The sequence below is a fragment of the Yersinia sp. IP36721 genome (assembly GCF_003634395.1).
Classification (GTDB): Bacteria; Pseudomonadota; Gammaproteobacteria; order Enterobacterales; family Enterobacteriaceae; genus Yersinia; species Yersinia entomophaga.
Genome location: NZ_QCZL01000003.1, coordinates 94,675 through 107,726, shown reverse-complemented (window position 1 = coordinate 107,726; position 13,052 = coordinate 94,675). Strand labels below are relative to the sequence as shown.

Here is a 13,052-nt window from a genome sequence, read left to right as displayed (position 1 = left end):
GTCTGCCACAGACCCCGGTTCCGACTAACAAATATTAAAGCGTAAACTGCCAGACAATTCTTCTTCCGCCTCTTCGAACAGTAGAATAATCGCGCCAAAACGCCGTTTCCGGCGGTGATTGAGATGAATAAACTCAATTTCCACCGGTAAACTGATAGCTCCGGTTACCGTATCCCACAATGCATCCAGATTGGCGCCGAAATCTTCGCCCAAAGAAAACTTCTGCGAAAAATCGTGATAAAATGCGGGAAGATCCGCGATATGGTCAAAATCAAACGTCACTTTCACCATCTTCTCACTCCACCCGAACAAAATTCTTATAATGATCCTGAGTCAGATAAATCAGGCCATCATTGGAATAGAGCAGCCGATCCGTTCCCCGATGGCCACACTGATAGTTGACGTCCGCTTCACGCCATATCCGATTATTCGCCTTGGGTAACGAACCTTCACGGTTTGAAAAACGATCGCCACCGATAGCTTTCCCCGGTAATACCTGGCATAAATTGCCGTCTTTCGGATTCCAACCTTGCTCACGCGCCTGCTTTTTCGTGATATAAAAATCCGGCAACCGGTTGTTTTGTTTTAGGTATTTCACCACTTTTTCATGCTGGGTCAGTTGGTCGATAGAGTCAGTTCGGCTGACTTTATTACTCTGCTGATGGCTACGCGTCTGCTCCTGACTATCGGCCTGCGCTATCACCGGTGTTGACGTCGGCACAGAGGCCGGCGCTGTTCCCCGCTCGTTTCCCTGAATGACCGCGACAATTAATACCACCGCCGCCGCCAGAATTCCCACCAGACGTTTGTTCATGATTTTCCCAATCAATTTGCTCGGCTAAAAAAGAGAGCTGACGCCGATGAGCGCCAGCGCTTTTCCGTTGATTTATTGGCTATAAATTACCTAAATGTAAGGTTTTCACTTCCATAAACTCATCCAAACCCAGCACCGAACCTTCACGACCCAAACCAGATTCTTTCACACCGCCAAAAGGCGCTAATTCAGTAGAAACCGAACTATCGTTAATGCCGATCATGCCGCTTTCCAGCGTCTCGGACACGCGGAATACTCTTTTCAAATTTTGAGTATAGAAGTAAGCCGCCAGACCGAAAGGTGTGTTATTCGCGCGCTCAATCACTTCTTCTTCGGTCTTGAAACGGAAGCAGGCTGCCAGCGGGCCAAAAGTTTCCTCACTTGCTACTTTCATCTCTTCGGTAGCCTCGGCAATGACAGTAGGCTGGAAGAAGTTGCCACCCAATGCGTGACGTTCACCGCCCGCCAGCAGACTCCCGCCTTTCGCCAATGCGTCCTTGACGTGATCCTCAACTTTTTTTACGCCAGCAGAGTTGATTAGCGGCCCCAGGTTTACCCCTTCATCCATCCCGTTGCCGACTTTAAGTTTTTTCACTTCGGCAGCCAAACGGGTGACAAACTGTTCGTAAATACCATCCTGAATATAGAAGCGATTGACGCAGACGCAAACCTGACCAGCATTGCGGAATTTGCAAGCCATAGCTCCGGCAACTGCCGCATCCAGATCGGCATCGTCAAAGACGATATAAGGCGCATTTCCCCCTAATTCCATCGAGATTTTCTTCATGGTTTCTGCGGCGTTGCGCATTAGGGTTTTGCCAACCTCGGTGGAGCCGGTAAAGGAAATTTTACGCACTTTCGGGCTGGCCATAATGACATCGCTGATGGCGTGAGTGTCGCCAGCAACGCCATTTAACACGCCGGCCGGCACACCGGCTTTCTCTGCCAGAGCCAGCAGTGCGAAAGCAGAAAGCGGAGTGTTATTGGCAGGTTTAATCAAACCGGTACAGCCCGCGGCTAACGCAGGACCCAGCTTGCGAGTTAGCATCGCCAGCGGGAAGTTCCACGGCGTAATCGCTGCGACTACGCCCACCGGTTCACGAGTGGCAAAGATACGCGCGCCGGTTTTTGCCGGAGGAATAATTTCACCGTTGGCACGTTTAGCCTGCTCACTAAACCACTGAATGAAGCTGGCGGCATAATCTACTTCACCCAAAGCTTCTTTCAAGGGCTTACCTTGCTCTGCGACCATTAATTCGGCCAGATACTGACGGTTTTCGACGATAAGCTGATACCAGCGCTGTAGAATCTCGGCACGCTGTTTGGCCGGCGTTTTACGCCAGGCAGGGAAAGCCTCATGGGCTGCTTTGATCGCCGCCTCGGTTTCACTTTTACCGGCTTTAGCCACCTGAGCCACCAATTCACCCGTGGCTGGGTTCAATACATCAAAGGTTTCTGCGGCCTGATACCATTTTCCACCGACATAGTAGCCAGTTTTAAACAATTCATGTTTCTGTAACGGATTATCCAGATGTGTTGAAGCGGACATCTTTAGGCCTCCTGATCGGCAAAGGGCTGCCCACAATAGGCAACGAGGAAGGGGGGAGCGTGAGTTGAGTATAGCCCTTGATGGTGGCAGGAAAACAGGCTCCCTGCCGCCAATAGCTTATTGAATGAGCGCGTGCTGGTATCTGTGCAACATATCTGCAAGACGTTTGACCGTTTGAGTAACAGAGACAGGAGCATGATATTCAACCAGTTTTTGCTGGTAATCACTTAATTCCTGTAGCAGACGGAAAAAGTAGTGGCGTCGCTTTTGCTCGTTTTTCGACGTCATCACCCGATCGGCGGTATGGCGAATCTGTTTATGGAAGGCGCTTAACTCGGCGTTGACTGGAATCTCGGTATTATTCAGCCTTTGATGAGCGACAATCAGCAACAGAGCCAAACGGTACTTGGCGATATCACCGGGGAACATCATCAGCAATTGGTTGAGCTGCTGATATAACGCTGGCAAATGGTTATCGCTGCGGCGGGCTTGGTTAGTGGTCAGAGCCGCCACCGCGCTGTACACAAAACGGTTGAGCAACGTTCTACCGGTACGCACTTTAGCGTTATCACGAATCAGCAGCAGCACGATCAGAGAAACAAAACAGCCGACCATCTGGCCGAGGGCGCTATCCAGAAACAGGCTAACGTTGAATTCCATGGGGTTGCTGAGCACCAAAATGTTAATAGTACCCGCCAGCGTGCCCAAGGAGCCCAGCCGCCGTTTCTGCACTTCCACGCCGATAATAAATGCCAGTAACCCCAAGCTAATGCATAACAGCAGTAAACTTTGCTGAGTCGAAGGCAGAATAAACATGAAGTACAGCGCTCCCATCGGCAACGCCATTAACATACCGATGAGAAAGTCCATCGCCACCATGCGCGGATTGGGCGTTCGCATCGCCAGAGAGGTTACAACCGCTATCATGACCATACAGCCCGCCCCCGATGTCCAGCCGGTCCACAACCAGAACAGGCCGCCGATCGCAGTAGCAATACCGGTGCGTAGGCCATTGATCATCGCGTGATGGCCCTCCGCCGAGGTGTGTTTTATTTCAGGCTCGGTGGTTAACAGCTCTTCTTCAACGCTGCTAATACTGCTGTTGGTATGAATGCCCTTCGCCAGCAATAAATAGCGAGTGGCGGCACCAACCCAGCTACTGATGGTCAAAGGCACGGCACTACTGTGACTACCCGCGAAATGCTGACGTAACACTTTCATTTGCTTATGAATATCGCCGCAGTTATCTGCGGGTGTACTCAGTAGCGCTTTCAGTTCATCGGTTAGATAATCAGGATGATTAATCAAAATCAAATAGGTTTCACAGGCCTGAGTAATCATAGCGAGGGATTGGCCGTGTAACGCCTGTAAGCGGCGATCGCAGCGCTGCCAGCGTGAGGATTCCATCATCAGATAGCTACGCATCCCTTTCAATGCACTGGTATTTTTCACCAAATCATTCCACGCACGGTCGATATCTTCTTTATCCGCAGAGTGGATGCACAAATGCAGCAGGTGATACTGATCCACCAGCAGTTTATCGATCAGTCGATCGATATCCTGTTTGATGGATCGCGGAGAAAACAGCAGATCCGCGATCACCGCACAGACGATCCCCAGCACAATCTCGCTACAGCGTTCCACCGCAAACTGCGGCGTTAGCAACGGCGTTTCTCCGGTAGTCACAATGATGATCAATGCGGTGTAGCCAGCCAGACCGAAAGCGTAGGAATTCTCGACTTTCACCAGCGAGGAAATCCAGGTACAGACACCAGCCCAAACACAGCACAGTATTAGCGTCAGTACCGGTGCTCTTATGGTCAGAACGATAATGATCAGGCCACCAATACAGCCAATGAATGTGCCAATAATCCGCAGCCAGCCGCGGTGACGAATAGCGCCGGAAAAAGGTTCGCCACCGGCAGCAAAGGCTGGTCCAGCAGCAACAATCGCCGCCGTCATCACCGACCAACGCGGAGTTTCCAACTGAAAATGGAAGCCCAGAAACAGCGCCGCTATAATGGCAAAGCTCAGTTTGAACGCAAAGCGATAGCGGATAAACCTTTGGCTAGTGAACATACTTCCCCTTAGCCGAACTCACGCAGGCGATGCATTAGCTGAATCAAACCCGAAGCATGGCTTGGCTCGCGACCATTCGGCCCGGTAATCACTACGGTGGCAGTGGTGCCCGCAGGATACGGATGCTGTTGATCTTCCTCATCTAAACGAACTTTTACCGGCACACGCTGAGCTAAACGAACCCATTCCAGATTATTATCGATCGTCGCCAGCCCCTTACTATCGGCCTTGCTGCTGCTGTTAGTCACCCCTGCGGATACGCTATCGACGGTGCCGTGCATAATACGATGACTACCCAACGGGGTGATTTCGACGCGATCCCCTCTGCGTACACCTTCCAGCTTGGTTTCTTCCAGATAGGCCAGTACGTAAAACGTGTCTTTTTTCACTAGCGCTACCGCAGTAGCGCCTCGGGTAATAAATTCACCAGCATGAACATTCAAGTTAGTGACCCAACCCTGAGCTGGCGCACGCACCGTGGTTCTTTCCAAATCGAGTTTTGCCAGATCGCGCACCGCGATGGCTTTTGCCAGTTGGTGTCTGACGGTTTGCAACACGTTGGTGGACTGATCGATTTCTTCCTGTGACAAAGCCTGCACCCCTAAACGCAGACGACGGCTGGACTCACGCTGTTTCTCCGCCGCTAATGTTTGATAGTAGGCCACATCGGCTTCGGCACTGGCCAATGCCTGCTCGTAACGGGGACGATCGATAACAAACAATACCTGACCTTTTTCTACCAATTGGTTATCCACCACCGGCACATCGGTAATTAAACCGCTGACGTCGGGCGCGATGGCGACCACGTCGGCGGTAAATTTGGCATCACGAGTCCAGGGGGATTCGGTATAAAACGCCCAGATTTTAAAAATGGCCATTACGGCCAGCAGTACCACAACCAAGGTGATACCGATTCGGATTATTTTTATCAGAAATGTACTCACGGTAACCTCAGGAAAAGAAACGAGACGTTAAATAAAAAAGGCAACAGAACAGCGCCGTATTAAACAAAGCCGGGTGCCAGACAAATTCATAAATACCCGTCGGCTGTAAAACCCGACGCAGCAGAAAAAACAGCGCCAGAGAAATCAGCAACTCGAGAAATATCGGTGGAAAAGACAGACCGAAAACAACCATCACCGGAAGCAAACTCATTCTTTTATCCTTATTTTTTGGGTACCGGTTGGTTTACCCTACCGCTGGATTTATACCGTCGAGTGAAAGGTCACCGTTCGCTCGACCGATCGCGGCACTAACCTGAAATAACTATCAGGTGCCTGAAGTGTTAAACTTGCTGGTATCTGTCAGAGGAAGGTGCGAGGACAACTGAGGCGGTGCGTATTAACACCGAAGGTTATTTCTCCCGACCCCTTATATTAGCCTGCTTATTATCAACTGATCTACAATCTGTGATCTAAATCACTTTTAAGCCAGAGTTAACAATTCATTCAGAGAGAACAATGGAACGATTAAAACGGATGTCGGTTTTTGCCAAAGTCGTAGAGTGTGGTTCCTTTACCGCCGCCGCCCGGCAGTTAGGCATCAGCGTTTCTTCCATCAGCCAGACCGTATCCAAACTGGAAAATGAGCTACAGGTCAAACTGCTTAACCGCAGCACGCGTAGCATTGGGCTGACCGAAGCGGGTCGTATCTATTATCAGGGCTGTCGCCGCATGCTACAGGAAGTGCAGGAAGTGCATGAGCAGCTCTATGCTTTTAATAATACGCCAACCGGCACATTACGCATTGGCTGCTCCTCAACCATGGCACAAAACGTGCTGGCAACCATGACCGCAGATATGCTGAAAGCTTATCCTGGCCTATCGGTCAATTTGGTTACCGGGATTCCGGCTCCGGATCTGATCTCCGACGGGCTGGATGTGGTGATCCGCGTTGGGGCTTTGCAGGACTCAGGCCTATTCTCTCGTCGTCTGGGATCGATGCCGATGGTGGTTTGCGCCGCAAAAAGCTATCTGGCTCAACACGGTACGCCGGAGAAACCCGCGGATATGGCGAATTTTTCCTGGCTGGAATACAGCGTTCGCCCTGATAGCAACTTCGAACTGACCGCACCGGAGGGAATTTCCACCCAGATATCGCCGCAGGGACGTTTTGTCACCAATGATTCGCAAACCATGATTCGTTGGCTCAAAGCCGGAGCCGGTATCGCCTATGCGCCGCTGATGTGGGTTATTGATGAAATTAAACGGGGAGATGTGGAAGTGCTGTTCAACCGCTACCATTCAGAACCACGACCGGTTTACGCTTTGTATACCGAAAAAGACAAAATGCCGCTGAAAGTGCAGGTATGTATTGATTATTTGACGGAATACTTCAAGCGCGTGGCTGAAATTTATCAAGGATACCGCTGAGTAAATCTGGCCTCCCCAAGCGAGGAGGCCAGCGAAAATCAGGCCGTGCCGCCGACGGTCAGATTATCCAGTTTCAGCGTCGGCTGGCCGACCCCCACTGGCAGACTCTGCCCTTCTTTACCACACACGCCCACGCCTTTATCCAGCGCCAGATCGTTGCCAACCATCGAAATTTGCTGCATCGCCTCAATGCCCGAACCAATCAGCGTGGCACCTTTCACCGCGTTGGTGATTCGGCCATTTTCGATCATGTAGGCTTCCGAGGTAGAAAACACAAACTTACCGGAAGTGATATCAACCTGCCCACCGCCAAAATTCGGCGCATACAGACCGTATTCCACGCTAGCGATGATGTCTTCCGGCGTGGATTTACCAGCCAGCATGTAAGTATTGGTCATACGTGGCATTGGTAAATGCGCGTAAGACTCACGACGGCCGTTGCCGGTCGGCGCGACACCCATCAAACGTGCGTTCAGCTTATCCTGCATGTAGCCTTTCAGAATGCCGTTTTCAATCAATACGTTGTATTGACCCGGAACGCCTTCGTCATCGATAGCCAGTGAGCCACGGCGGCCTTGCAGAGTGCCGTCATCCACCACAGTGCATAGCTCTGAGGCCACGAGCTGCCCCATTTGACCGCTGAATACCGAGCTGCCACGACGGTTGAAATCGCCTTCTAGACCGTGACCAACCGCTTCGTGCAGCAGCACGCCCGGCCAGCCTGCGCCCAATACAACCGGCATAGCGCCAGCCGGAGCCGCCACAGCGAACAGATTCACCAAAGCCATACGAACAGCTTCTTTGGCATAGGCGTCGGCACGGACATCCCCATCAACCGGTTCTAAGAAATAGTCATAGCCGAAACGACCGCCGCCGCCGCTGGCACCGCGTTCACGTTTGCCGTTGTCTTCCACCAGCACACTGACAGACAAACGCACCAGAGGCCGCACATCGGCGGCCAGCGTGCCATCTGTAGCCGCAACCAGAATCAATTCATATACGCCGGTCAGACTGGCGCTCACTTCCTGCACCCGCGCATCTGCGGCGCGCGCCACTTTATCGACCCGATGCAATAGCGCGATTTTTTCTTCACGCGGCAAGCTTTGCAGCGGATCGAGCAGAGGATACAGCGAAGCGTGGGCAATCTCGCCCAAGGTGTGAACTTTACCGTTCCCATTATCACGCACAATACTGCGGGCAGCCTGCGCACTTTGGTGTAAAGCATTCAGGGTAATTTGGTCGGCATAGGCAAAACCGGTCTTTTCACCGCTGACCGCACGCACGCCAACCCCTTGATCGATATTGTAAGAGCCATCTTTGATGATGCTGTCTTCCAACACCCATGCCTCGTGATAGCTGGACTGGAAATATAAATCCGCATAATCCAGGCGGCGTTCAGCCAACTGACCCAGAACTGAGGAAAGATCCTGATGGGTCAGTTTGTTAGCAGCGAGTAACTGCTCACTGACAAACGAGAGGCTCATATTATTTTCACTCTTTATTGGATGAAACTTCATTGAATGGCGGCACCAGACTTGGCTGGAAGCGATTATGCTGCATCACCGGCATCTGCTTACGTATTTTTTGCAGGCCATTAGCCTCGACCCTCACTTTCAGGGCAGAAACGTTATCTGGATTCTCGATTAATACCTTGCCCCAAGCGTCAACGGCCATCGAATGACCCCAGGTTCGACGGGTTAACCCATGGCTGCCAACCTGTGCCGGCGCCAATATCATACATTGGTTCTCAATAGCCCGCGCCCGCAGTAACACTTCCCAGTGAGCTTCACCGGTAACTCGGGTAAATGCCGCCGGAACGGAAATAATTTCCGCCCCTTGCGCGCGCAACGCCTGGAATAACCCAGGGAAACGCAAATCGTAACAAATGGTCATGCCCAAACGCCCAACCGGCGTATCGACTACGGTTAGATGCTCTCCCGGCTGATAGGTATCAGACTCACGATAGTGTCCGTGTGTATCATTGATATCCACATCGAACATATGAATTTTGTCGTAGCGCGCCTGCAATTCACCCTGATCGTCAAACAGTAGGCTGCTCGTGGTAATGCGATCCGGAGACTCACGGCTAATCATCGGCATCGAGCCAACCAGCAGCCAGACGCCGTAACGGCGCGCCATTTCACGGATGGCCTGCTGTAACGGGCCATCATTGTGACGCTCGGCCTGTTTACGATAAGCCGCAGAATCGGCAAATAACAGCGCATTTTCTGGCGTCATCACCAATTTAATGCCCGAATTCAACTGCTTAATCTGTTGCTCTATCTGAGCTAGGTTAGAACGGGTTTGCTCACCGCTACAAAGCTGTAAAAGTGCAACATTGGCATTTTTCATGGTGCCTTATTCTCCTTTAGCTGGCGTAACACCTCATGGATATCCGGCTGATCCAGACTACCGGTTATCTGATATCGAATCAGAGATATTTTACTCCACAACGGCCCGAGCACTTTGGTGGCCGCAAAAACCGCCGCCCCAATCACCGGGTTAATCACAAATGCCGTAGCCACACCGACGGTCGCGGATATTTCCGGCGTAATAACGGCTTCCATGTTGATTTGGCGTTTCACCAAATCAACACTGCCGTTCATGGCGATATCTGCCGCCAGACCGTCGATCAAAAGATCGTTAGTATGCACCACGCCAGATTTCACGCTGGCGGTGCCGCGAATCGAATCAAAGGCAAAGTCACGGCTGAAGGTATCGCTGAAATCCAGCTGTAGTTTACGCAACAATGCGTCGAAGCTGACCAGCCGCAGCAGTTGCCCGGCGCGGCCTCCGCCCAGATTCACCATGGCACCTTTGCTTAGTTTGGCGCTCAAATTGCCATTAAGGGTTTCAATTCGCGGCTGCCAAGGCACGCCCTGCCATGCCAGCGTTGCGTTGCCGTCAAAAGGTGCATCTTTGAGCGGCGTGCTAATACCGAAGAATGACAGAGTGTCATCGATTTTACTGCCAGAAACCTTCATCCTAACCGACGTGTTATTGCCTTCCGCACTTTGCTGCCATTCGCCGTTAACCGCCATGCGAGCCTTAGCGACCTCAATCAGGCCATTCTTAAGACTTAACACTTTGTTGTTATGGGAGATATCGGCGCTCACTTTGCCAATATTCTGCCCCATAACCCAGCATTCTTGACAGCGAAGCTGCAACGCTGGCCAATCGCGGAACGAAACATCATGACTTAGTGGAGAATCTTGCAACGCCGCTTTTGACAAAGGTTTATCAACATCTTGCGCCGTCCACTGCGGGTTGTAGTAGAGATAGCGAATATCTGCCCGCCACGGCCCGCTGCTGGCTACGCGCACGCTGCCATCCACTTCGCGCCCTTTGGCGCTAATATTTGTCCCATTCAGCTGCGGCTCAATCCGCAGGGTCAGATTATGCCAAGCCTGGCCGCCCAGCAGCAGTTCTGGCGTTTGTAGCTCAATGCGAGAAGGTAATGTGAACTGGCTCTGGCTGGCAGATTTTTTACCGATCATGGATGACGCCTGCGGAGAGGCTGATGCTAGCGCAGGGCCAATTAGCGCCAGCCAACGTTCCCCATCCAAAGGGGGCAAATTCACCACCAACCCTTTTTCAGCAGGTAATGGCGGGACTTTTTTGCTGTCGGTTTGCCAGACCGCTTTACTCAATTCGACTTTCTGATCTTTTAACAACCATTGACTGTTAAAATGATTCGTTCCTGCCGCTGAACCAGAAAGCGTGAATCCATTGAGGCCACCTTTGGCCTGAACGCTCACCGGCAAAGATTCACCGCCTTGAGTATCTAGCGGCGGCGGTAAGCGACTGCTCACTTTCTTTAGGTCTGCGTTGACATCTACCAGATAACTTGGCTCCCCGTGCTTCGGCAACTGCACCGCAACTTTGCCCTGCCAACCGAAGCTACCCTTCAGCTGTTTGGCTATTTCAGCGGGAATCTCGGTGATTTTGGCTGGAATCCAGTCACCGCGCAGGTTAACCCCAACCTGAAAGTTGTCTTTTTGCTCTTCCGTGGTGAAATTTACCGTCAGCGGCTGACCAAACCAGTTAGCCGATATTTCATCGCTCGACAGATTGCCATCGCTAAAGCGGAATTTACCGCTGACATTTTCCAACTGACTTTGCAGTGGCTTAATCAATAAACTGTTGTTGTGCAGCGTCACCTCACCGGTAGCGTGCGTGATATTGCCTTCTACCAAGGGAATATCCAGATGTAAGCGCCCACTTACACCCCCACCAACCTGGAGTTCATCCAATGCACTCCCCACGGAATCATGTAGCGGCGTATCGTTAAAGTAATCATGAACATCCGAGCCTAGCCCCGCTACCTGCGCATCAACAAACAGGCGTTCTTTCAGATAATCAGGAATATTGGCGCTGATATTGGTGCCGGTGACGTTCCCCAGCATTGCCCGCGGTGCATTCATCCACAGGCCGTCATTGAGGAAATTCAGGTCGATAGCCAGATTTTCCAGCGCTGGCCATTCCGGTTGGAACTGGAAGGTCGCATTACGCAACGGAACATAAACCTGGAATTGACCCTCGTTATGGGTATAAGGGAAATAATGTGGATTACCGTTATAGACCAACGTGGCGTTATCCACCTGCCCGCCCTGAATCGCGCCGGTCAGATAATCCACCAACGCTTTCCCCATCAAAGGCTGAGGGAAGTAACGCCAGGCATCTGCGCCGTCATACAGGCGGATACCGGCCAGAATATTCAGCCACGGCTGGCCTTTTTCCGGCTGTTGATAACGGAAACTACCGTTTGCCCACAAAGACTTGGCTTTTACATCCAGCTTATCGCTCCACAGCTCCCAGCCTTTATCATCCATGCGCCAGTCAATGTCGCCCTGAGCGCTGCTGACTTCCAGCGGTGCGCCAAACATGTCACCGTAAGGCAAAATGCTGTCGTGCAGATTTACCGCCAGACGCCCATGGCTGACGGAACCGCTCAATGTGCCAGAGAAATGATTCACGCCCGGTAAGAGTTCCCAATGCTGCCAGCTGACATCTTGCCATTTAGCCTGAAAACGGGTCAATTCTGGCTGTTTTAGAGGAATATCCAGCGCCAGCGCATTCAAATGCCCCTGCGGTTTTAAATCTCCCCAACGGGCCAGTAAATCCGGGGTAAACAAAGAAATGGTCGGTAACAGCGGCCCAATTCGCTCTAACTGAAGGTCTTTGGCACGAAGGCGTAATTCTTCCGGCTGATCCGGGCCCAGCAGTTTATTATTTTCCGGCAACCACAGCGCCGACAGGCTCCCTTGCGGCCACGCCTGGCCGTCAGTGGTTAAATTCAGCTGTGGGGCATCAATCTGCCAGCCATTTCCCTGACGGCGCGCGTCCACCACCAGTTGATCGACAGCGAGCTGATGGGGTTCACCTTGAGTAGTCCAAGCGGCTTGCCCTTGTTTTAGCAGCACATTCCCACTGTAAATATCGCCGCCTTTGAGCGTCAGCCAAGCTGCCAGACTAAATTCGGCGCTGTCTAATCCGGTATTATTATGCAACCAGCGGCTGATCCAAGGCTTCACGTCAATATTATCAGCCTGCATATATACAGTGCCGTTATTCAGAATGCCCTGATCGTCGTGTAAATCCATCCGTACCTGAACCACGCCGTGCTGGCCATTAATCGTCGATAGGCTGATCTGCCCTTCGGCGCGATGGCGGTTACGCGAGTTAAGCCAGGTTAACTGAGGAATTTCCAGCTCGGCGCTGGAACCAGAAGGGGTAAGAAATGAAATGCGGCTGTTACGCAGATCGAAATGATCCAACTGACGCAGAAAAATATCGGTGAAGTGGCTGGATTCAAAAGAACGGTTCTGATCACCCGGATTAATCAGCGGACGATCCAAATCCAGCTGTAGCTGATGGAACGTCATATCCCGTAGCTGCCAGCGCCAGTGCAGCAAAGATTGCCAGACATCCAGCGCTAGCGTGATGCGCTGAACCTGCAATTTGGTATCAGGCAACTGGGCGCGCAGATCCCGTACTTCCAGCGTCGGGCCAAAAGTTTCCCAACTGCCTTGAATAAAACCAATTTCCAGCGGAATTCCGCTGACGGCCTGAATCTTAGCCTGTAGCTGCGCACGATAGTCGTTGAGCTGCGGCAACATCAAACGAAGCCCACTCACCAACAATGCCACCACAACAATCATTGTGGCGCCTGTCGCTAACAAAATCCTGGGCAGTCGCCTCACGCATCTCTCCTTGCTTCCCGCTGCAAGGGGCGCAG

10 protein-coding genes are annotated in these 13,052 nt (G+C 51.8%); 1 reads left to right on the top strand and 9 read right to left on the bottom strand.

What is annotated here, in order from left to right; translation table 11 throughout:
• Positions 1–24: 24 nt before the first annotated feature.
• The 6 genes from DBA33_RS04195 to aaeX form a co-directional block, all read right to left on the bottom strand.
• A complete protein-coding gene (locus DBA33_RS04195) occupies positions 25–291 on the bottom strand; it encodes a barstar family protein (protein WP_064515407.1) in 267 nt (88 codons plus the stop codon).
• A 4-nt stretch (positions 292–295) separates the two neighbouring features.
• Positions 296–814, bottom strand: a complete 519-nt coding sequence (locus tag DBA33_RS04190; RefSeq protein WP_064515409.1) for a ribonuclease — start codon at positions 812–814, stop codon at positions 296–298.
• Positions 815–893: 79 nt separating this feature from the next.
• Complete coding sequence (locus DBA33_RS04185; protein ID WP_120805648.1) at positions 894–2,363, bottom strand: NAD-dependent succinate-semialdehyde dehydrogenase; 1,470 nt, start codon at positions 2,361–2,363, stop codon at positions 894–896.
• Positions 2,364–2,480: 117 nt separating this feature from the next.
• Entirely contained in the window at positions 2,481–4,442 is a 1,962-nt protein-coding gene (gene aaeB, locus DBA33_RS04180; protein WP_064515413.1) for a p-hydroxybenzoic acid efflux pump subunit AaeB, read from the bottom strand.
• 8 nt (positions 4,443–4,450) lie between these two features.
• Positions 4,451–5,386 carry a p-hydroxybenzoic acid efflux pump subunit AaeA gene (aaeA, locus tag DBA33_RS04175; protein WP_064515415.1) on the bottom strand — a complete coding sequence of 312 codons (936 nt, stop codon included), beginning with the start codon at positions 5,384–5,386 and terminating at the stop codon, positions 4,451–4,453.
• Between the two features lie 7 nt (positions 5,387–5,393).
• The gene (gene aaeX, locus DBA33_RS04170) at positions 5,394–5,597 is read right to left on the bottom strand and encodes a p-hydroxybenzoic acid efflux pump operon protein AaeX (RefSeq protein ID WP_064515417.1); all 204 of its coding nucleotides are present in this window, start codon (positions 5,595–5,597) and stop codon (positions 5,394–5,396) included.
• A gap of 305 nt (positions 5,598–5,902) precedes the next feature.
• On the opposite strand from aaeX, the gene aaeR reads away from it, so the two are divergent.
• Positions 5,903–6,814, top strand: coding sequence for an HTH-type transcriptional activator AaeR (gene aaeR, locus DBA33_RS04165; protein ID WP_049597964.1), 912 nt, complete (start codon positions 5,903–5,905; stop codon positions 6,812–6,814).
• A gap of 38 nt (positions 6,815–6,852) precedes the next feature.
• Here the strand turns inward: aaeR and tldD are convergent, their stop codons facing one another.
• Genes tldD through yhdP form a run of 3 tightly spaced genes read right to left on the bottom strand, consistent with a single transcriptional unit; the run spans position 6,853 to position 13,017 of the window.
• On the bottom strand, positions 6,853–8,298 hold the full coding sequence (gene tldD / locus DBA33_RS04160; protein WP_064515419.1) for a metalloprotease TldD: 1,446 nt from the start codon (positions 8,296–8,298) through the stop codon (positions 6,853–6,855).
• Positions 8,299–8,305: 7 nt separating this feature from the next.
• Entirely contained in the window at positions 8,306–9,166 is an 861-nt protein-coding gene (gene nit1 / locus DBA33_RS04155; RefSeq protein WP_064515421.1) for a deaminated glutathione amidase, read from the bottom strand.
• The gene (gene yhdP, locus DBA33_RS04150) at positions 9,163–13,017 is read right to left on the bottom strand and encodes an AsmA2 domain-containing protein YhdP (protein WP_120805646.1); all 3,855 of its coding nucleotides are present in this window, start codon (positions 13,015–13,017) and stop codon (positions 9,163–9,165) included. Before yhdP ends, nit1 begins: the two co-directional genes overlap by 4 nt.
• Positions 13,018–13,052 lie beyond the last annotated feature (35 nt).